Below are 20,808 nucleotides of genomic sequence, written 5' to 3'. Positions count from 1 at the left end.
TTCCTGTGTTTTACGTCGAACCAGAGATAGGGCGAAACCCGGTGATATGCGATATCAGCCCGCGGTTTTCTGCTCACAGCACCCAAGTGTAGATACCCCACAGCGCGAGGATCGAGGCCACAAGGCCCAGCGCCATGACGACACCGTCCTTGAGGCTAAGCCCCAGCCCCAGCGCCCCGATGGCAGACATGGGCAGCAGAGCTGCAAAGGGCACCAGCTCGGACGGGGGCACCACGGCGCAGAGCAGGATGATGACCAACGCCCCGACCGTTTCCATCGGCGGCCCTGCGAGGATGGTCAGCCGGCTCCCCATGTGTTGATCCATCCACCCGGCAACCGGTCTCATTCGGGCAACCGCCTTTTTCATCCGGTCGTCCGCCACCGCACGCGACCGGAGCATGTCCGGCAGCCACAGATGCTCGCGCTGGAGCACCACCTGCACAGCAAAAAGCGCGATCACGATCGCCATCAGCGTAGGCAGAAGCGGGATGCCGCCCAGCGGCGAAATAACGATCAGCGCGGGGAGCAGTATCAACGGCCCGAACCCGCGACCGCCCAGCGCCTCCGCCACGTCGCCGATGGTTACGGCGTCGTCGTGGTCCGCAAGGTCGTCCAGCGTGTCGAGGATGTCTGAAACCGAAGTCTTGTGGTTGCTCATCGTGCCTGCCTTTACCGGTCCTCAACGGGTTTGAGGTTGCGAACGTTCCCCCGGCCAAAGAAAAAAGCCGCCGGGAAAACTCCGGCGGCTTGGGGCGCATCAGCGAAAAGGGCTCCTGAGGAGGTAAGCCTTAGCCCTGTTCCGGCACCAGTATTTCGCGTTTGCCCACGTGGTTGGCAGGGGAGACGAGGCCTTCCTCCTCCATCTGCTCAACCAGTCGGGCGGCCTTGTTATAGCCGATGGCCAGCTTCCGCTGGATATAGGAAGTCGAACATTTCCGGTCCTTGATGACAACCTGCACGGCGGTATCGTAAAGCGCATCTTCGCCGTCGGTGTTGCCGCCGGTGTTCAGGCCCAGAACGGCGTCGATGTCGCTTTCCTTGTCCTCCGCCGGGCCCTGCACCACGCCAGAGACGTAATCGGGTTCACCGAACTGCTTGAGGTGGTTGACGATTTCCTCGACTTCCTCATCGGACACGAACGGCCCGTGGCAACGGGTGATCTTGGCCCCGCCCGCCATATAGAGCATGTCGCCCATGCCAAGCAGCTGTTCCGCGCCCATTTCGCCCAGAATCGTGCGACTGTCGATCTTCGACGTCACCTGAAACGAGATCCGTGTGGGGAAGTTCGCCTTGATCGTGCCGGTGATGACGTCGACCGAGGGGCGCTGCGTGGCCATGATAAGGTGGATACCAGATGCCCGCGCCATCTGCGCCAGACGCTGGATGCAGGCTTCGATCTCCTTGCCCGCGACCATCATCAGGTCGGCCATCTCGTCGACGATGACGACGATATAGGGTAGCGCCTCGGGCGTTGTTTCCTCGGTTTCGAAAATCGGCTCGCCGGTGTCCTCGTCAAACCCGGTCTGCACGGTGCGGCTGAAGAGTTCGCCCTTGGCCAGCGCATCGCGCACGCGGCCGTTGTAGCCTTCGATGTTGCGCACGCCCATCTTGGACATCTTGCGATAGCGTTCTTCCATCTCGCCCACGGTCCATTTCAGCGCCACAACGGCCTTTTTCGGGTCCGTGACAACAGGGGACAGCAGATGCGGAATACCGTCATAGACCGACAATTCCAGCATCTTGGGGTCGATCATGATCAGGCGACACTCCTGCGGCGTCAGCTTGTAGAGCAGCGACAGGATCATCGTGTTGATGGCCACGGATTTACCCGAACCGGTGGTCCCGGCGATCAGCAGGTGGGGCATTTTGGCCAGGTTGGCGACGATGGGGTCGCCGCCGATGTCCTTGCCCAGCGCCAGCGGCAGGCGTTGGTTGCCGTCGCCAAAGTCGCGCGACGACAGGATTTCGCGCAGGATCACCTTTTCGCGGTTCTCGTTTGGCAGTTCGATCCCGATCACGCTGCGCCCCGGCACGGTGGACACACGGGCAGAGAGTGCCGCCATGGACCGCGCGATGTCGTCGGCCAGTCCGATCACCCGGCTGGCCTTGAGGCCCGGTGCCGGCTCCAGTTCGTACATGGTGACGACCGGGCCGGGACGGACCGCGACAATCTCTCCCTTGACGCCGTAATCGTCGAGCACGGTTTCCAGCATCCGGGCATTCTCTTCCAGCGCCTCGTCGCTGAGGTGCAGCCGCTCGACGGTTTCGGGGCTTTCCAACAGGCTGAGGGGCGGCAATTCAAAACCCGGGTGGGTGTCGTCGAACGTCAGGGTCGGCTGCGCTTCGGCCTGGGCCTTTCTGGATGGCTGGACAGGCTTGCGCACCGGTTGCTGAACCACGCGACGCGGTTCGGCCACGGGAATGCTCGGGGTTTCCGGCGCGGCCTGTTGCAGGGGCAGTACATCGGAAACGGTTTCATGGTCGCCTGTGTCGTAGCTGTCGTAATCCGCCGCATCCAACATGTCGTCGTCCTGTGCCATAGGGGCCTCGGCGACGGGGGCCGGAGCGGCCGCTGGCGCGAAAGCCGGCGCAGCGGAGCGGGCCGCATCGGTCAGCGGCGGTTCGGTGCGTTTGGCTGCGCCGGTCAAGGGGGGTTCGGGCGGCAGTTGACCAGTAGGCGTGGTGTTCAGGACCAGGGGGTCGGGCCCCCTGCCCCGGCCACGGGTCAGCGGCGCTGTGACCGGCGTATGTACCGCCTTGGTGCTGCGTACCCGGTTCTTGATCACATCCGCGATCTTGGTTTTGATCCTGTCGCTGCCCGGCTCTTCCTCTTCGACCAAGGCGTCGGACCAGGTTTCCACCAGTTCCGGTTCCGGCAACTGCTCAGGCCGCTTGATCAGGCCGGGCACACGGCCCAGCAGTCCGGCCTTGGCGGACTCGGCCTGAACGACCGGTTCGGCGCGGGGCATGTCGCGCTGAACCACATTGGCGGCGGCCTCCTGTTGTGCGGCGAAGGCGGCGTTTTCTTCGGCCTCGATGCGCAGACGCTCGCGCCGCTCGGACTGGCGGGCCTGCAGGTTCTGCGCGGCTTGCATGGCGCCGGTCGCGCCGCGCCCGAGAAGACTCATCATGGTGGCATATGCCATGATTGTACCGACCAGCAGGAAGCGGGCGATCCGGTTCAGCTCAACCCGGTTAAAGCCGAGGACGAAGGCCCCCAGCGCCAGTATGCCGAGGCCCATCACGAGCGACATGAATTTGACGGTGAAGGTAGAGCCGATGGGCAGGATCGTCAGAATCGCACCCATGACAGTATCCCCGAACAGCCCGCCCAAACCGAAGCTGTGGGTCTGAAGCCATTCCGACCCCGGTGCCAGCGTCGCGGCATAGATCGACCCGAGCGCAATGGCGATGGGAGCGAAGATCAGGCGACCCAGAGCCCGGTCCTGTCCCGAATGCAACGCGAACCGCATGCCCCAGGCCAGCAGGATCACGGCAATACCCCAGGCACCCCAACCGACGATCATGAACAGCGGTGCGGCGACAGAAGCCCCGATCCGCCCCATCCAGTTCTGTACGGGCGCATCGGTGGATACCATCCAGTTGGGATCATCGGGCGTATAGCTGCCGATCATCATCGCGGCCATCACACCGAGCATGATCAGCGCCAGACCCAACAGTTCCTTGCCGCGCTTCTCCAGCGCCTCGGTCATGTTGCTGTCCAGCAGGGGGTCACGCCCACGGGTCTGATATGCCATTGCTCGTTTCCTCGTTCTCAAGTCGGATAGAGGCAGTCGCGGATCAGCTCCAACCCGCGTGCCATTTCATCCTTGGGCGCCACTAGGGCGACCCGGATGTATTTCTTGCCAGGGTTTTCCACCCCTTTCACGTCCTGCGCCAGGTAGCCTCCGGGCAATACCTTGACGCCAACGTCCTTCCACAGTTTCAACGCCGCCTCTTCGTCATCCTCGACCGGCAGCCAGAGAAAGAAGCCCGCCTCGGGGCTGTGATACCCCGGCACGTTGCCCAGGATGCGGTCTGCGATATGGTATTTTTCGAGGTACAGGGCGCGGTTTTCGGCCACGTGGTCCTCATCGTCCCAGACCGCCGCTGCAGCGGCCTGAAGCGGCAACGGCAGAGGTGCACCGGCATAATTACGAAGCTGCTTGATCTCGCGGATGGTCTCCGGCCCCGAAGCCACAAAGCCAGAGCGTAGTCCCGGCAGGTTCGACCGCTTGGAAAGCGAATGAAAAATCGCCACGCGATTGCGGTCGGCCCCTGTCTCTTCGACCACCTGCATAGCACCGACCGGCGGCGTATCCCGGTAGATTTCGGAATAGCATTCGTCGGCGAAGATTTTGAAATCGTGTTTCTCCGCCAGCTCGATCAGCCTCGCCCAATAGTCGCGCGAGGCGACAGCGCCCTGTGGATTTGCGGGCGAACAGAAATAACAGGCGGTGGTCCGGTCCAGGACCGCGGGGTCAACAGCGTGAAAATCGGGCAGGTGCCCTGTTTCTTCTGTTGCGTTGACCATGATCGGGTCCGACGCGCCCGAAATCGCGCCGATCATATAGACCTGGTAGAACGGGTTCGGCATCAGGACTGCGGGGCGTTCACCGTTCTTTGTCTCGGGGCAGAGCGCCATGACGGCATTGTAAAGCCCCTCGCGGGTGCCGTTCAGCGCCATCACCTCGGTGTCGGCGTCCATGTCCACGCCGTAGCGGCGCTTTATCCAGCCCGCGATCGCCCCGCGCAGTTGCGGTGATCCATCGTTCGGCGGGTAACTGTTAAAGCCCTCGGCTGCTTCGACGATCCTGTCGGTGATCCAGGCCGGGAAGGCATGTTTCGGTTCACCGATGGTCATCTGAATCAGCGGACCACCGCCCTCGTGCACGTCCAACAGGGCGCGCAGGCGCGGCCACGCATGGGCCGGAAGGTTCGAAAACCGCTCTGGGTAAAACATTACAACTGCCTCGGATCGGGATCGTTAGCGCCCCGTTTGGTTCAAAGTACCCAAGCTCCCTCCTGTCGTCCAGAAAAACCGGCGCAAGCAAAGGCTGTTGTGGTATTTAGGCCAAAGTCAGATCAGGACGTCCTGTACCGCCGCACCGATACGCAAGACTGCCTCTTCCATATTTGGGGGGCACATCAGCATCAGACCACAAGAAGGTGTGGGGGTCGGCACGGTAAGGGCGGGCACGCCCATCAGATTTCCGATGCGGGTGTTGCGCAGGGTCAGCAGGTTTTCCGCAACGTAGAAATCATGGTCCTGTTGCAGCCTTTCAAGCGCGGGCGGCAACAACGCCGCCGTTGGCAGCAGCACGGCATCGAAGCCCGCGACCGCCGCGTCGTAGCCTGCGCGCAGCGCGTCGAGCCTTGCCCAAGCCGCCACGTAGTCAGGGCCGGAGAACTCCTTGCCCAGACGAAACCGTTCTAGAATTTCACGGAACATCGCATCGGGGTTCGCCTCGATGACGTCGCGCCAGAGGCCGTACGCTTCTGTCGTGTAGAGGCAACCGCTCAGCGGCATGGCCTCGGCCACCTCGGGCAAATCGATTTCGACGATCTCGGCCCCGGCTTCTGCCAGCTTGGAAATGGCAGCTTCGAAGGCGGCGGCGGGCGCGTCCCGCAGGTCGTCCAAGGCAACCGTCCGCAGCACGGCAAGACGGCGACCTTCAAGATCGCTGTGGCGCAGATCGGCAGCTTTGCCCCCCTCAAGCGCGGCAAGCAACAGCGCCGCGTCCTCGACAGAGCGGCAGAGCGGACCGACGGTGTCGAACTTCAGCGCCAGGGGCACGACCCCTTCAAGGCTGAGACGACCGGAGGTGGTCTTGAGCCCAACAAGGTCGTTCCAGGCGGCGGGCACCCGGACCGACCCCCCGGTGTCGGAACCGATGGCGGCAGCGGCAAGGCCGAAGGCGACAGAGGCTGCAGCCCCCGATGAAGAACCGCCCGACACTGCATTCTCGTCATTCACGCAGGGCGGCGTCGCGGTGCTGGGGTTGTGGCCGAGGCCGGAGAAGGCGAGCTCGCTCATGTGGGTCTTGCCCAGGCAGACAAGCCCGGCAGCGGTGGCGTTGGTCAACACCACCGCATCGCGATCCGGCACCCGCCCTTCCAGAAGTTTCGATCCCGCCTCCGTCGCGGTCCCGGCGCTGTCAAAGAGATCCTTCCAGGAGATCGGTACGCCGTCCAGTGGGGACAGGCGCTGCCCCGCCTTGGCGCGGACAGCGGCGGCGCGGGCTTCTGACAAAGCGCGGTCTGCCGTGACGCGGGCATAGATGCGATCGCGCAGCGGATGAGCCTCGATTGCGTCCAGATAGGTCTGGCAGAGGGTGACGGGGTCGATCTCCCCCTTGTCTATCCCGCGACCGAGATCCGCCGCGCTCATTTTCCGCCATTCTTGCATGTGTTGTCCCCTTTTCAGGCAGACGGTAGCGACGACAGCGCGCATGGACAATCCCCGAGCATGCCGCATATCTAGGCGCATGGATTTCGATACCGATATCGCCATCGTCGGCGGCGGCCTTAACGGTCCGGTTCTGGCCCTCGCGCTGGCGGGCGCGGGCCTGCGGGTCAGCCTGATCGACCGGCTGGATGTGAAAGTGCGGCGCAATGCGGCCTTCGACGGGCGCTCTTATGCGCTTGCGTTGTCCTCGGTGCGGATGCTGGAGCAGTTGGGCCTGTGGCAGGGCGTCGCGGACAAGGCCCAGCCGATGCTGGACATCAAGGTGACAGACGGGCGCGCGGGCGAAGGTCCCTCCCCCCTTTTCATGCATTTCAACCACGCCGAGATCGAAGAAGGGCCAATGGGCTACATGGTCGAGGACCGGCACCTGCGGCGGCAACTGCTGGACGCGGTGAAGGCAGCGGACCGGATCACGCAACTGAATGGCGAAACAGTGACCGCGCAGAGCACCGACGGCACCGGTATCACACTGACGCTGGCCAGCGGCGGCGTGCTGCGGGCGCGGTTGGCCATCGGCGCCGACGGGCGCGATACCGGCACGGGGCGACGTGCAGGTATCAGGCGTGTTGAATGGAGCTACGGCCAGACCGCACTGGTCTGTGCGATCGAGCACGAAGCACTGCATAATGGCGTGGCCCACCAGTTGTTCATGCCCCCCGGCCCGCTGGCGATCCTGCCGCTGACCGGCAACCGGTCCTCCATCGTGTGGAGTGAGAGCGACACCGCAGCGCGCCGGATCGACGCGCTTCCGGATGCTGCTTATCTGGACATATTGCGCCCGAGGGTCGGTGCATTCATGGGCCGGATCGGCCTCGCGGGTGCGCGCTTCAGCTATCCGCTGAGCCTGTCGCTGGCGATGGACATGGTGGCACCGCGCGTGGCGCTGGTGGGGGACGCCGCGCATGGGGTGCATCCCGTCGCGGGCCAGGGGCTGAACGCGGGGCTGCGTGACGTTGCAGCGCTGGCAGAGGTCATCGCGGAGGCCCGTCGGCGCGGCGAAGACCCAGGGTCCGACGCGGCGCTGGCGCGCTACCAGGAATGGCGGCGGTTCGACAACGCCAGTCTGGCGCTGGCGACGGATAGCTTCAACCGGTTGTTTTCAAACGACAACCCTGCAATCCGCCTGGCGCGGGACATCGGCATGGCGGCGGTGAATGCCCTGCCTGGAGTGCGCCGCGGGTTTATCCGCGAGGCTGCCGGTCTGACCGGCGACCTTCCGCGGCTGATGCAGGGCAAGCCGCTGTAGGCTCTGGACCTGAAGTTCAGTGACTCTCACTATATTATATTCTGGGGGCTTTGCCCCCAGACCCCCGAGTATTTCAGGCATAAAGAACCGAAGCTCACTCCAGGCTGCGTGCCTCGTCCATCAACATGACGGGAATGCCGTTTCGGATCGGGTAGGCCAGACCGGCAGCTTTCGATACAAGCTCCTGGCGCTCCGGGTCGTATTCCAGTGTCGTCTGGCTGCGCGGGCAAATCAGTGCTTCGAGCATACGGCGGTCGAATGCCTGCAGGTCGGTCATTGCAACAATCCTTCGTCCTGGCCCCCGCGCATGGCGTATTCGATCAGTGTAACCAGTGTCTCGCGCCGGGTCTGCAACGAGGGGGCTTCGAGCAGAGCCTGTTTTTCCTCGGCGTCGAAGTCGAGCATCATGGAAAGCGAATTGATCAGCAGTTCGTCCTCGGCCTCTTTCAGGGTGCTCCAGTCCGCTGAGAGGCCGCGCGTTTCGAAGTACCTGCCCAAAAGCTCCATCAGTGGCTTGCGGGTAAACGTCGCGTCCTGCTCAGCCACACCGAGGTCGCGTTCGAACCCGTCCCAGCTGACCTCGCACTTGCGGTAGGGGCTGAATCCCTCGATCTCGCGCAGGATGCGAAACCGGGACACGCCGCCGAGGGTGATCATGTAGCGACCGTCTTCGGTTTCGGAGAACTGGGTGATCCGACCGGCGCAGCCAATGCTGTGCAGACCCGGCCCCTCCCGACCGGGCACCGGATTTGGCTGGATCATCCCGATCAGCCGACCGTCCGTCTTGAGCGCGTCGGCAGTCATTTGAAGATACCGCGGTTCGAAGATGTGCAGGGGCAGCCGGGAACGGGGAAGAAGCAAGGCTCCAGCCAGGGGAAAGATCGGGATCGTATCTGGCAGTTCGGTTTGCTTTATCATGCTCCTGCACCTAGCGCGCGGGAATGATCAGGCAAATATCATCGAACTCAATTTCCGACGTCCGTTCAGGACCACGGGGTCCGCAGGTTTGAGCGCATCGAAGATGGTGAAAAGCTGTGTCTTTGCAGCGCCTTCGTTCCATTCGCGGTCGCGGCGGAAGAGTTCGAGCAGGTGATCCACGGCACCTTGGGCGTCACCCTTGGCATAGAGCGCGCGGGCAAGGTCAAACCGTGCCTGATGGTTGTCCGGCTCGGCCTCGACGGTGGCGGTCAGCTCGGCCACCGGTCCTGCGTTTTCGGCCTGGCGGGCGAGTTCGAGCTGCGCGTGGGCGGCTTCGAGTTCCGGTGCCTTGGAAATCTCGATCGGTGCGCCGTTCAGCAGCGCCTCGGCCTGGTCAAGTGCACCCATGGCGATATGGGCACGGACCATGCCACCGTAGGCGCCCGCGTGCTGCGGGTCCTCGCCCAGAATGGCGGCAAAGGTCTGGGCGGCATCCTCGGCGGCGCCGTCGGTCAGCATCTCTTCGGCGGCCGCAACAGCCTCCGCCAAGCCGTCACCGGGCGCCTCGCCCCCTGCGGCCTTGATCACCCGGTCGACAAAGGCACGCACCTCGGACTCGGGCAGCGCACCCTGGAAACCGTCGATCGGCTGGCCCTTGTGAAAGGCATAGACCGTCGGGATCGACTGGATCTGGAGCTGACCCGCGATCGCCTGTGCCTCGTCCACATTGACCTTGGCCATTTTCACCGCGCCTTTTGCGGCGGTAACAGCGGCTTCGAGCTGAGGACCCAGCGTCTTGCAAGGGCCGCACCAGGGCGCCCAGAAGTCGACGATGACGGGCACGGTCTGAGATGCCTCGACCACGTCGGCCATGAAAGTCGCTTCGGACACATCCTTGATCAAGTCGGCGTCGGGGGCGTTGGCGGTCAGGTTCAGTTCCATGGTCTCTTCCTCGCTTGTCGGCGTTTGGCTTTATATGAGCGTTCGGGCGCCCGAATCAAAGGTCAAAGGTGGCAAAAACCGGTGCGTGGTCGCTGGGCTGCTCCCAGCCCCGCACGGCGCGCTGGATATGGCTGGAATGGCTTGCGTTGGCAATGTCCGGCGTGGCCCAGATGTGATCCAGGCGCCGCCCCTTGTCGGCGGCGTCCCAGTCGGGGGACCGGTAGGACCACCAACTGTAGAGATTGCCCTGCGGAATGTCCTTGCGGGTGACGTCGACCCAGTTGCCTGCGTCCTGCGCCGCGCCCAGGGCTTCGACCTCGACCGGTGTGTGGCTGACCACCTTCAGCAGTTTCTTGTGGTCCCAGACGTCATCCTCGCGCGGGGCGATGTTCAGATCACCGACGAGAATGGCGTTGCGGGGCGTTTCAGCATGGAACCAGTCCCGCATCTCGGAAAGGTAATCAAGCTTCTGACCGAATTTCTCGTTGATGGTGCGGTCAGGCTTGTCGCCGCCGGCGGGAACGTAGAAATTATGGATGATGGTGCCGTTTTCGAGCCGTGCGGCCACGTGGCGGGCATGACCCAAAGTGGCAAAATCCTTGTCGCCCGCATCTTCCAGCGGCAGCTTTGACAGGATCGCGACACCGTTGTAGCCCTTTTGGCCCCGCGCAGCCATATGGGTATACCCCGCCGCCTTGAAGGCTTCGACCGGGATCTTGTCCACCGGGCTCTTGCACTCCTGAAGACAGAGAATGTCAGGCCCGTGTTCAGCCAGCATCCGCAGCACGAGACCTTCGCGCAGACGGACTGAATTGATGTTCCAGGTTGCAAGGGTAAAGGGCATGGGTTTCTCCGAATTGGACCGGAGGACAGGTTAACCGGTGATCCGGGCAAGCGCCACCGGATCAGAGCCTCCCTGCCGGACAATCCACCGGACGAGGTAAGGGTGATAGCGGAAAAAAAGGCCGGGCAAGAAGCCCGGCCGAGTCCAACAGGGAGGTATGCGCCAGAGCCCGGGCGCAATCTTCGGGTTCAAACCGAGGTGCGGGTCATGAAAACCCCGCCTCTCGAAAGGGTAACGGCAGAATTGCGGTTTGGTTCCGCCGATCAGCTCATTAATCTGTAACCTCCAGATTCCGTAACAAGAAGGCGCGCGTTTGACGGATCCGGTTCTATTTTCTGGCGCAGGCGATAAATGTGCGTTTCAAGCGTATGGGTTGTGACGCCCGCATTGTACCCCCAGACCTCGTGCAGCAACACGTCGCGCGGCACGACGCCATCGTTCGAGCGGTAGAGGAACTTGAGAATGTTGGTTTCCTTTTCCGTCAGGCGGACCTTCTTGTCGTCCTCTGTCACCAGAAGCTTCATGGATGGCTTGAAGGTGTAGGGACCAAGCTGAAACACGGCGTCCTCGGATTGCTCGTGCTGGCGCAGCTGCGCGCGGATACGCGCCAGCAGCACAGGAAACTTGAAGGGCTTGGAGACGTAATCGTTGGCCCCGGCATCAAGCCCCAGGATCGTGTCGGCGTCGCCGTCGTGCCCCGTCAACATCATGATCGGGCTTTTGACGCCTTGCTTGCGCATCCGACGGCAAAGTTCGCGGCCATCGGTATCGGGCAGCCCCACGTCCAGGATCACCAGATCATAGATTGCCTCTTTGGCGCGCGCCATTGCGTCGGCCCCGTTACCCGCCTCGAAGACGTCGAAATCTTCGGTCATGATCAACTGCTCGCTCAACGCTTCGCGCAGGTCTTCGTCATCGTCGACAAGCAGGATTTTCTTGAGCTGCGCCATCTCTTTCCTCCACACGGTTTCGTCAAGAAGTGTGTCTTGAACCCCTATTCGGCAAGTCTTGCCGACCGCGTTTCACGCGCTCGTGTGACAGAACACCGCAATGTTTCAATTTCCGGCAGTCTGGCATAGACACGTTTCAGCCACTCTTGGAGTTGTAACACGATATGGCTTTGGCACCTGACATTGTCGAACAACTGGCCCGCGCCCGTTCCGATTTGCGCATGGGCATACCCATCGTCCTGACAGGTGACGCGCCGGTGCTCGTTCTCGCCGCCGAAACGCTTGGCCCACAGCGGTTGGCGGATGTGCTGGCCCTGGGCGGGGAACCGGTGCTGGCGATCACTGCGCGCCGGGCCGGGACACTCAAGGCGCATCCCTATGACGGTGATCTTGCGCGGATCGTTCTGCCACCTGCCGCGACCCCGGCATGGATACAGAGTGTGGCGGATCCGGCCGACGACCTGCGCGCACCGCTCAAGGGGCCGCTGAAAAGCGCGCGGGGCGGCGACACTGCGGCGCATCGCACGGCGCTTCAGCTGGTCAAGTCCGCGCGGCTGCTGCCCGCCGCACTTGTGCTGTCCCTGCCGAATGCCGCGGATATCGCCGCGCGGAATGGGCTGACCAGCATCGCCCTGGCGGCGGCGGCTCCCGCGCTGGCGGCACGAAGCCCGCTGCACCCAGTGGTGAACGCGCGATTGCCGATGGAGGTCTCGGAGACAGGCCGCCTGCACATTTTCCGCCCCGACGATGGCGGCGAGGAACATTACGCGATCGAGATCGGGCGCCCGGACCGGGGCGAACCCGTGCTGGCACGACTGCATTCCGCCTGTTTCACCGGGGATCTCATGGGCAGCCTCAAGTGCGACTGCGGGCCACAGCTGCGCGCCGCACTGGCGCAGATGGGCGCCGAAGGGAACGGCGTGCTGCTCTATCTCAACCAGGAGGGGCGCGGCATCGGCCTTGCGAACAAGATGCGGGCCTATTCGCTTCAGGATCAGGGGTTCGACACGGTAGAGGCAAACCACCGCCTGGGGTTCGAGGACGACGAACGGGATTTCCGGCTTGGCGCGGATATCCTCAAATCCATGGGATTCTCCGCCGTCCGGCTTCTGACCAACAATCCCCGCAAGGTTGAAATGATGGAAACCTCAGGCGTCGCGGTGACGGAAAGGGTGCCTCTGGCCGTTGGAGAGAACCGCCATAACGCTGGCTATCTCGCGACAAAGGCCGCAAAGTCCGGGCATCTTTTCTAGGGAGGGCAGATGATGAAAGGGCGATGCTATTGCGGGGCGCTGCACTTCGAGGTGACAGGTGCTCCTGTGTTCAAACTGCAGTGTCATTGCAGGGAGTGTCAGTATATCTCTGGCGGGGGGCCAAATTTCGCGATGGCCATACCATTGGATGGGTTTGCCTTTACCAAGGGAACACCGGCGGAGTTCACGCGCGACGACCTGGAAGGTGCGCGTACCCGGCAATTCTGCGGCACCTGTGGAACCCATCTGACGACGCGCCTGCCGGGCCGGGATTATCTCGTCCTGAAAGCCGGTACGCTGGACGATCCTGCCGGTGATTACGGCGATGCGGATTTTGCGATCTTCATGAAGGATGCGCAGCCCTTTCACGTTGTCGCCGAAGGCAAACCATGTTTCAACGATCTGCCGCCGCCCAAATGACATCCGACGACATGGTTCTGACGCCGCTGGGGGTGCGGTTCCGGAACAGACTTTATCCCTGCACCATCGGGCGCGGTGGCCTTAGCAAGGCCAAGCGCGAGGGCGATGGCGCGACGCCGCGCGGAACGCACCGGATCGTCGGGATGCTTTATCGACCTGACAGGATGATCCGACCCACCGGCTGGGCTGTCCCGATCAGACCCGGCGACCTGTGGTCGGACGACCCGGCGGCAAAGGATTATAACTCCATGGTCCGGGCGCCATATCCGTTCAGTCACGAGGCGCTGCGGCGGGCCGATCCTCTCTATGACCTCGTCATCCTGACGGACTGGAACTGGCCCAGTGCCGTGCCGGGGCGCGGCTCTGCCATCTTCATCCATCAATGGCGGCGGCCCGGCTACCCGACCGAAGGCTGCATCGGCCTGCGCCGGACCGACCTGCACGCCATAGCCCGAAATCTCCGGCCCCACATGCGGCTGATCGTGCCATAAGGCCGGGCTTCAGCCCGGTACCCGCTCTCCGAAGATGGCCGAACCGACCCGGACGTGGGTCGCGCCCAAGGCGACGGCGCGTTCGAAGTCCGCGCTCATGCCCATGGAGAGACCGTCAAGCCCGTTGCGGTCGGCGATCTTGGCCAACAGCGCAAAATGCAGTGAAGGTTCTTCATCAATCGGCGGGATGCACATCAGGCCCCGTACAGGCAGGTCGAGATCCTGGCATTCCCTGACAAAGGCATCGGCCTCAGCCGGCATGACGCCCGCTTTCTGCTCTTCTTCGCCGGTGTTGATCTGGATGAAGAGGTCGGGACACCTGCCCTCCTCCTGCGCCAGCCGCGCGAGGGTGCGGGCCAGTTTGGGACGGTCCACGGAATGGATCGCATCAAAGAGCGTGACGGCCTGACGCGCCTTGTTGGTCTGGAGAGGCCCGAGGAGATGTAGCTCAACATCCGCGAAATCCTCGCGAAACCCTGGCCATTTGCCTGCCGCTTCCTGGACCTTGTTCTCGCCAAAGCAGCGGTGGCCTTGTTCCAGCACGTTGCGCACCCTTTCGTCCGGCTGGACCTTGCTGACCGCGATCAACGTGACCGATCCGGCAGCGCGCCCGGCGTCTGCTTCGGCCTTGGCCAATCTGGTGGTGATGTCGTTCAAACCCATGATCTTCCCCTTGCCGTCGTCGGGTGCACAGAACAACAGCACGGCACAAATGAAAAGGGGCAGACCCGAAGGCCTGCCCCAAACTCACGAGTATGAGTTCAACTTAGAAGTTGAAGCGCACACCGAAGTCAACCAGGGTCACGTCGGCACCGGTGGAGGAGATACCGCCGCGCAGCGAGGTACCGCCGCCCAGATCGTGGTTGAAGTCAACACCGTAGGAAGTTTCGGCGAAGTAGTCTGCGTCTGCGACATAGACTTCAACGTCGGTTGCTGCGCCAACGTCAAAGCGGCCAGCCAGAACCCAGTGGTCGCCACCGCCGACGAGGGAGTCGTCACCGTTCTTGGCATAGGCCAGGGTCACATCGGCAGGGCCGAAGGAACCGCCGACGGATGCTGCGAACTCGGTGTCGAGTGCAGAGTCGGAGTCCTGAGCACCCAGAGCGAATGTCCAGCCGTTCCATGTGTAAGCAACGTGGGCCGCGATGCGGTCGTTGAAGTCGGAAGCCGACACGTGCACGGACAGGTCGCCAGCGGAGTACATGACTTCGACACCGTTCAGGCCAGCTGCGCCTTCTTCGTCGGAGTCGTATGCGTCACCGCGGAAGTTGTACGCGGTGTAGTCATACGAGTGACCGGTCAGACCCAGGTCGATGGGGTACATGCCGGGCATGAATTCCAGCGCGCCGAAGATGTTGCCAACGCCGACTTCCAGGCCGCCGGAGCGAGCGAAGAAGCGAACACCGTTGATGCCGGTGCCTGTGCGGTCGCCGCGGTAGTCGATGTCGCCGTCGCCGTCACCGTCTGTACCAACGGAGTCGAGCGAAGCCGCGTCGTCGTTGTCTTGCTGGATGCGTGCGCGGGCACCGAAGACCACACCGGCATCGGACTCAGCAGTTGCGTCGATCTGCAGACGGAAACGGCTGGTGATGTTTGTTGTGTCTGTGACGCCGTTGTCGGAGTACAGGATACCAAAGCGACCATAGCCGCCGAAAGTAACGTCTGCTGCTGCAACGCCGGCGGTCGCGACCAGGGCTGTTGTAGCGAAGAGAACTTTTTTCATGAGTTTTCCCTCGGTTTGAATTCATACGCCCAGACCGGGGAATCCGGAAAGGGTATGAAGGGTGTTTGCACCCAACCCCCCCGTCCTGGCAAGAAGCCTGAAACTCTCGGAGGCAATGTCGCGGTCAATGGTGCAGCTTTGCCACAGTTTTGTCGCCGACCCACCCTTTTCGGGGGAGACCGGAGCCGCAAAACCCATATTCGACAGGGGAATCACGGTACTACATATGCCTTGCCGTGGGTGCAGCACTTGGATAGACCATTGTGCAAACAGGCAAAGGAAAGCTGAGATGGCGTACAGGACCGTTTGCAAAAGTGCCGTGGCACTTCTCATTATCGCGAGCCTCGGCTCTTGTGGCAGCCTGGGCCGCGAAGCGACGGCCCGGCCCGACACCTATACCAACCCCAACAACCCCAACAACATCGAGACCAACCCGGACAACACGATCTGGTCGATCTTCAGCCGAAAGAGCGGCGACACTACTGTATCCGTAAACAAGTACCTGTGGTCGGCGTCGCTTGAGGTGCTGGATTTCCTGCCGGTGCAATCCATCGACCCCTTCACGGGGGTGATCATCACCGGCTACGGCACACCGCCCGGCGGCGGGTCGGCGTATCGCGCAACGGTGCTGATCGACGATCCTGCGCTGGACGCGCGGTCGCTGAACCTGGCGCTGCAGACCCGCAACGGTCGGACCGTGAACACGGCGACCACCCGCGCGGTCGAGGATGCGATCCTGTCCCGCGCGCGCGAGATGCGAATTTCCGACAACAGGTTCTGATCCCGACCATCCCCCACGACCTTTCCCGCGCCGGGCCCTGTGACATCAACAGCCCGGCGCGATCCGTTTGAACGAAGGCACACGCCATGACACGCTATACCCCCGCTGAAATCGAAGCCCGCTGGCAGGACGCCTGGGAAAAGGACGGCATCTTCAAGGCTGTGCGCTCTGCCGACAAGCCAAAGTATTATGTGCTGGAGATGTTTCCCTACCCCTCGGGCCGCATCCACATGGGACATGTGCGCAACTACACGATGGGCGACGTGATCGCGCGCTACAAGATCGCGACGGGCCACAACGTGCTGCACCCGATGGGGTGGGACGCCTTCGGGATGCCGGCAGAGAACGCGGCCATGGCCATCGGGGGCCACCCCAAGGACTGGACCTACGGCAACATCGACGACATGCGCGGCCAGATGAAGCCGCTGGGCCTGTCCATCGACTGGTCCCGCGAATTCGCCACCTGCGATCCGGAGTATTACGGCCAGCAGCAGGCGCTGTTCCTCGACTTCCTCGATGCCGGGCTGGTCTACCGCAAGAACGCGGTGGTCAACTGGGACCCGGTTGACATGACCGTGCTTGCCAACGAGCAGGTGGAAAACGGCCGCGGCTGGCGATCCGGCGCGCTGGTCGAGCGGCGCGAGTTGACCCAATGGTTCTTCAAGATTTCCGACCATTCCGAAGAACTGCTGGACGCACTCGATTCCTTGGACAACTGGCCCGCCAAGGTAAAGCTGATGCAGGCCAACTGGATCGGCAAGTCGCGGGGTCTGCAATTCGCCTTTTCCACGGTCGGCGCACCGGAAGGACACGACCGGATAGATGTCTACACCACCCGCCCCGACACCCTGATGGGCGCATCTTTCGTGGGCATTTCACCGGATCACCCGCTGGCCAAGGTGCTGGAGCGGGAAAACCCCGAGATCGCCGCATTCTGCGCCGAATGCCGCAAGGGCGGCACGACGGAAGAAGCCATCGAGACAGCCGAGAAGCTGGGATATGACACCGGGATCACGGTCCGTCACCCTTTCGACACGGCCTACGAGATGCCGGTCTACATCGCGAACTTCATTCTGATGGATTACGGCACCGGCGCGATCTTCGGCTGCCCGGCGCATGACCCGCGTGATTTCGAATTCGCGACCAAGTACGGCCTGCCGATCATTTCGACCTTCCTGCCGTCCGAGGACGCGCCGGAGGTGCTGAAAGCCCCCTTTGTTCCGGCAAAGACCGACAAGGTGTTCTACAACAGGGGGTTCGCCGGCGAGCAATGGCAAACCGGAAACGAAGCCATCGACGCCGCGATTCGCTTTTGCGAGGAAAACGGCGTCGGCCAGGGCGTGACCAAGTACCGCCTGCGCGACTGGGGCCTTTCGCGCCAGCGCTACTGGGGCTGCCCGATCCCGGTGGTGCATTGCGACGCCTGCGGCGTGGTGCCGGAGAAGAAGGAGAACCTGCCCGTCGAACTGCCCTATGACGTCAGCTTCGACGTGCCGGGCAACCCGCTCGACCGGCACCCGACCTGGCGAGACTGTGTTTGCCCGTCCTGTGGTGCTGCGGCGAAGCGCGAAACCGACACCATGGACACCTTTGTCGATTCGTCATGGTACTTTGCCCGGTTCACCGCACCCCGCGCCGAAACGCCGACAAACATGGAAGACGCCGAATACTGGATGAACGTGGACCAGTATATCGGCGGCATCGAACACGCGATCCTGCACCTGCTGTATTCGCGGTTCTTCGCCCGTGCGATGCACGTGACAGGTCATCTGCCCGAAAGCGCGATCGAGCCTTTTGATGCGTTGTTCACGCAAGGCATGGTGACGCATGAGATCTATCAGACCCGCGATGCGAATGGCCGGCCCGTCTATCACCTGCCCGAGGATGTCACCGATGGCAAACTCGCGGACGGCACCGAAGTGGAGGTCATCCCCTCCGCCAAGATGTCGAAGTCCAAGAAGAACGTGGTCGACCCGCTACACATCATTTCAAACTACGGGGCGGATACCGCGCGCTGGTTCGTGCTGAGCGATTCGCCGCCCGAGCGCGACGTCGAATGGACCGCCTCCGGCGCCGAAGCCGCCTTCAAACACCTGTCCCGCGTCTGGAACATCAGCGACCGCATCAAGGCGATGAGTTCCGAAGCCGCAGGCGAAGGGGATGAAGAACTTCTTCGCCAGATGCACAAGACCATCCACGACGTGACGATGGGCGTGGAATCCTTCGGCTTCAACGCCGCCATCGCCAAACTCTATGCCTTCACCGCAGCCCTCCAGAAATCCAAGGCCGGACATGCCGCCCAGCGCGAGGCGATCATGACGCTGGCACAGCTCATGTCCCCCATGACCCCTCACCTCAGCGAGGACATCTGGGCGCACCAGGGTGGCGAAGGGCTGATCGTCAAGGCGCCCTGGCCCGTGGCGGATGACACCATGCTCGTGGATGACACGATCACCATGCCGATCCAGATCAATGGCAAGCGCCGGGCCGAGATCAAGGTTGCCGCGGACCTTCCCAAAGAAGAGGTTGAAAAGATCGCGCTGGCCCACGAAGCTGTCATCAGGACCCTGGACGGGGCCGCCCCGAAGAAGGTCATCGTCGTGCCGGGACGGATCGTGAATGTCGTTGCTTGACCGCCGGAGCCTGTTGCTGGCCCCGCTGGCACTTGCCGCCTGCGGGTTCGAACCTGTGTATGGTCCCGGCGGCAGCGGCAGCGCGCTGCGCAACCGGGTGCTGGTGGATGAGCCGGATGATCGTAACGGCTATCTGCTGACCCGTGAGATCGAAGAACGGCTGGGCCGTCCGGGCGCGGCGCGGTTCGGCTTGGCGGTGACCATCGCCACCACCGAAGAGGGTCTGGCGATCGACCCGGCGGGCAACACCACCCGTTTCAATCTCCTAGGAGCGGTGGATTTCGCCTTGCGCGACCTGGACAACGGCCAGATCGTGACCTCGGGCCGGGTGGAAAACTTCACCGGCTATTCCGCCACTGGCACCACCGTCGCCACATTGGCCAGCGCGCAGGACGCGCAAGAGCGGCTGATGCGCATCCTGGCGGAACAGATCATCGCCAGACTTTACGCCGCCCGGATACCGGCATGAAGCTTTCCCCGCGCGAGGCCAACGGTTATTTTGCCAAGCCTGACGCGGGCAGGACCGGGCTGCTGATCTTTGGCAGCGATGCGATGCGTGTCGCCCTGAAACGGCAGGAATTCCTGAAGGCCCTGCTCGGTCCTGACGCGGAAGAGGAAATGCGCCTGACCCGCATCCAGGCGGCAGACCTGCGCCGGGATCCCGCGATGCTGATGGATGCGATCAAGGCGGTCGGTTTCTTTCCCGGCCCACGCGCGGCCTTTGTGGAAGAAGCGAACGACAATGTCGCCAAGCCGCTCTTGGATGCATTGGCCGAGTGGCAGCCGGGCGACGCGCAGATCGTCGTGTCGGGGGGCGATCTGAAAAAGACTTCCAAGGTCCGCAAGGCTTTCGAAAGCCATCCCAACGCCTATGCGGTCGCGATCTATGACAACCCGCCCGACCGGGCCGAGATCGAGCGCCTGCTGGCGGAGGCCGGATTACGCCCGGAGCCGGACGCCATGGGCGCGCTGAGCGAACTGGCCCGCACGCTGGACCCCGGCGACTTCCGGCAGACCGTCGAGAAGCTGGCGCTCTACAAGCTGAACGATGCCGGTCCGCTGACCGGCGATGACGTGACCGCCTGCGCGCCCACCTCGACCGAGGCAGAGGTCGATGACATCCTGCATGTGATTGCCGAGGCCCGCGCGGGCGAAATCGGGCCAGTGATGAACAAGCTTCAGGGTCAGGGGGTGAACCCCGTGACCCTGACAATCATGGCGATCCGCCATTTCCGCACGCTCTACCGGATTGCCGCTTCGCCGGGCGCGCCCGTCTATGGGGTCCGCGACCGCGACCGCGCCATCAGACAGGCCAAGGCCTGGGGCGCGGCAAAGCTGGAAACCGCACTGACCGTCCTGACTGAGACGGATCTGACCCTGCGCTCCGCCGCGCAGACAGCCCCGGCCCTGGCACTGGTAGAACGCGCATTTATCCGCCTTGCCATGCTGGCAGCGCAACGCTGAAAGGAACGACAATGTACAAAGTGATCGGTGCAACGAAATCCCGGGCTTTCCGGGTGATGTGGATGCTGGAGGAACTGGGCGAGGCTTATCAGCAGGTGGACGCCGGACCGCGGTCCGAAGAGGCGATGAAGTACAATCCGCTGGGTAAGATCCCGGCGCTGGTGGACGGCGACGCGGTGCTGACCGATTCGGTGGCGATCATGACCTACCTGGGCGACAAGCACGGCAAGCTGACCGCCCCCGCCGGTACCATCGACCGGGCTCGGCAGGACGCGATGACCTTCTGGCTGATCGACGAATTCGACGCGATCCTGTGGGCCGCGGCCAAGCACAGCTTCGTCTTTCCCGAAGACCGCCGGGTGCCCGAGATCAAGGACAGCCTGAAAACCGAGTTCCTGCGCTCTGCCGACCTGTTGGCGGACCGGCTGGAGGGGCCGTTTCTGATGGGCGAGCACATGAGCCACGCCGACATCCTCGCCTGTCATTGCGTGAACTGGTCCATCGGGGCTAAATTTCCGCGCATCAACGACAAACTGGGGGCTTGGGCGGCAACCATGCGGGACCGCCCGGCATTCAAGGCGGCGCAGGAAAAGGTCGCGGGATAGCGACAGTTTCACGCGCGAAGCGCACAGCAAGTCCGTTCATACAGAACCGGACGCTTCAAAGCGGTGGCC

The 20,808-nt window shown here is 63.0% G+C and carries 20 protein-coding genes; 9 read left to right on the top strand and 11 right to left on the bottom strand.

Annotation, left to right across the window (positions count from 1 at the left end):
* Nucleotides 1-73: 73 nt before the first annotated feature.
* The 4 genes from FIU94_RS06635 to FIU94_RS06620 form a co-directional block, all read right to left on the bottom strand.
* Nucleotides 74-658, bottom strand: coding sequence for an exopolysaccharide biosynthesis protein (locus tag FIU94_RS06635; protein ID WP_152465033.1), 585 nt, complete (start codon nucleotides 656-658; stop codon nucleotides 74-76).
* A gap of 130 nt (nucleotides 659-788) precedes the next feature.
* Complete coding sequence (locus FIU94_RS06630) at nucleotides 789-3,758, bottom strand: DNA translocase FtsK (protein WP_152465032.1); 2,970 nt, start codon at nucleotides 3,756-3,758, stop codon at nucleotides 789-791.
* Between the two features lie 17 nt (nucleotides 3,759-3,775).
* Nucleotides 3,776-4,963: an aminotransferase class I/II-fold pyridoxal phosphate-dependent enzyme gene (locus FIU94_RS06625; protein ID WP_152465031.1), complete on the bottom strand. Its 1,188-nt coding sequence runs from the start codon at nucleotides 4,961-4,963 to the stop codon at nucleotides 3,776-3,778.
* 117 nt (nucleotides 4,964-5,080) lie between these two features.
* The gene (locus tag FIU94_RS06620) at nucleotides 5,081-6,409 is read right to left on the bottom strand and encodes an amidase (protein ID WP_152465030.1); all 1,329 of its coding nucleotides are present in this window, start codon (nucleotides 6,407-6,409) and stop codon (nucleotides 5,081-5,083) included.
* 79 nt (nucleotides 6,410-6,488) lie between these two features.
* Here FIU94_RS06620 and FIU94_RS06615 point away from each other — a divergent pair, with 79 nt between their 5' ends.
* Entirely contained in the window at nucleotides 6,489-7,715 is a 1,227-nt protein-coding gene (locus tag FIU94_RS06615; RefSeq protein WP_152465029.1) for a UbiH/UbiF/VisC/COQ6 family ubiquinone biosynthesis hydroxylase, read from the top strand.
* A 94-nt stretch (nucleotides 7,716-7,809) separates the two neighbouring features.
* On the opposite strand, the gene FIU94_RS06610 is transcribed toward FIU94_RS06615, so the two are convergent.
* The 5 genes from FIU94_RS06610 to FIU94_RS06590 form a co-directional block, all read right to left on the bottom strand.
* Nucleotides 7,810-7,992: a Trm112 family protein gene (locus tag FIU94_RS06610; protein ID WP_152465028.1), complete on the bottom strand. Its 183-nt coding sequence runs from the start codon at nucleotides 7,990-7,992 to the stop codon at nucleotides 7,810-7,812.
* Nucleotides 7,989-8,633 (bottom strand): LON peptidase substrate-binding domain-containing protein, encoded by a 645-nt coding sequence (locus FIU94_RS06605; RefSeq protein WP_152465027.1) that lies wholly within the window; start codon nucleotides 8,631-8,633, stop codon nucleotides 7,989-7,991. The genes FIU94_RS06610 and FIU94_RS06605 overlap by 4 nt, the downstream gene beginning before the upstream one ends.
* Nucleotides 8,634-8,660: 27 nt before the next feature.
* A complete protein-coding gene (locus tag FIU94_RS06600; RefSeq protein WP_152465026.1) occupies nucleotides 8,661-9,575 on the bottom strand; it encodes a co-chaperone YbbN in 915 nt (304 codons plus the stop codon).
* A gap of 55 nt (nucleotides 9,576-9,630) precedes the next feature.
* Nucleotides 9,631-10,419, bottom strand: a complete 789-nt coding sequence (locus FIU94_RS06595) for an exodeoxyribonuclease III (protein ID WP_152465025.1) — start codon at nucleotides 10,417-10,419, stop codon at nucleotides 9,631-9,633.
* Nucleotides 10,420-10,682: 263 nt separating this feature from the next.
* Nucleotides 10,683-11,369 carry a response regulator transcription factor gene (locus tag FIU94_RS06590; protein ID WP_152465024.1) on the bottom strand — a complete coding sequence of 229 codons (687 nt, stop codon included), beginning with the start codon at nucleotides 11,367-11,369 and terminating at the stop codon, nucleotides 10,683-10,685.
* A 164-nt stretch (nucleotides 11,370-11,533) separates the two neighbouring features.
* Here FIU94_RS06590 and ribA point away from each other — a divergent pair, with 164 nt between their 5' ends.
* From ribA to FIU94_RS06575, 3 genes are read left to right on the top strand one after another with little or no spacing between them, the layout of a single operon-like run.
* Nucleotides 11,534-12,622, top strand: a complete 1,089-nt coding sequence (gene ribA / locus FIU94_RS06585) for a GTP cyclohydrolase II (protein ID WP_152465023.1) — start codon at nucleotides 11,534-11,536, stop codon at nucleotides 12,620-12,622.
* Nucleotides 12,623-12,631: 9 nt separating this feature from the next.
* Nucleotides 12,632-13,042 (top strand): GFA family protein, encoded by a 411-nt coding sequence (locus FIU94_RS06580; RefSeq protein ID WP_152465022.1) that lies wholly within the window; start codon nucleotides 12,632-12,634, stop codon nucleotides 13,040-13,042.
* Nucleotides 13,039-13,533, top strand: coding sequence for a L,D-transpeptidase (locus FIU94_RS06575; protein WP_152465021.1), 495 nt, complete (start codon nucleotides 13,039-13,041; stop codon nucleotides 13,531-13,533). Before FIU94_RS06580 ends, FIU94_RS06575 begins: the two co-directional genes overlap by 4 nt.
* Nucleotides 13,534-13,542: 9 nt before the next feature.
* Here the strand turns inward: FIU94_RS06575 and FIU94_RS06570 are convergent, their stop codons facing one another.
* Nucleotides 13,543-14,196: a YggS family pyridoxal phosphate-dependent enzyme gene (locus FIU94_RS06570; RefSeq protein ID WP_152465020.1), complete on the bottom strand. Its 654-nt coding sequence runs from the start codon at nucleotides 14,194-14,196 to the stop codon at nucleotides 13,543-13,545.
* 103 nt (nucleotides 14,197-14,299) lie between these two features.
* Nucleotides 14,300-15,256 (bottom strand): porin, encoded by a 957-nt coding sequence (locus FIU94_RS06565; protein WP_152465019.1) that lies wholly within the window; start codon nucleotides 15,254-15,256, stop codon nucleotides 14,300-14,302.
* A gap of 289 nt (nucleotides 15,257-15,545) precedes the next feature.
* Here FIU94_RS06565 and FIU94_RS06560 point away from each other — a divergent pair, with 289 nt between their 5' ends.
* The 5 genes from FIU94_RS06560 (at nucleotide 15,546) to FIU94_RS06540 (ending at nucleotide 20,739) form a co-directional block, all read left to right on the top strand.
* Entirely contained in the window at nucleotides 15,546-16,037 is a 492-nt protein-coding gene (locus FIU94_RS06560; RefSeq protein WP_152465018.1) for a DUF3576 domain-containing protein, read from the top strand.
* Nucleotides 16,038-16,123: 86 nt separating this feature from the next.
* Nucleotides 16,124-18,670, top strand: coding sequence for a leucine--tRNA ligase (gene leuS / locus FIU94_RS06555; RefSeq protein ID WP_152465017.1), 2,547 nt, complete (start codon nucleotides 16,124-16,126; stop codon nucleotides 18,668-18,670).
* Entirely contained in the window at nucleotides 18,657-19,139 is a 483-nt protein-coding gene (gene lptE, locus FIU94_RS06550) for an LPS assembly lipoprotein LptE (RefSeq protein ID WP_152465016.1), read from the top strand. Before leuS ends, lptE begins: the two co-directional genes overlap by 14 nt.
* On the top strand, nucleotides 19,136-20,134 hold the full coding sequence (holA, locus tag FIU94_RS06545) for a DNA polymerase III subunit delta (RefSeq protein ID WP_152465015.1): 999 nt from the start codon (nucleotides 19,136-19,138) through the stop codon (nucleotides 20,132-20,134). Before lptE ends, holA begins: the two co-directional genes overlap by 4 nt.
* Before the next feature lie 11 nt (nucleotides 20,135-20,145).
* Nucleotides 20,146-20,739, top strand: a complete 594-nt coding sequence (locus FIU94_RS06540; RefSeq protein WP_152465014.1) for a glutathione S-transferase family protein — start codon at nucleotides 20,146-20,148, stop codon at nucleotides 20,737-20,739.
* Nucleotides 20,740-20,808 lie beyond the last annotated feature (69 nt).

The organism is Sulfitobacter sp. THAF37, assembly GCF_009363555.1.
GTDB lineage: Bacteria > Pseudomonadota > Alphaproteobacteria > Rhodobacterales > Rhodobacteraceae > Sulfitobacter.
The sequence above is the reverse complement of the archived record's forward strand: the minus strand, read 5'-3'. Positions and strand labels throughout refer to the sequence as shown.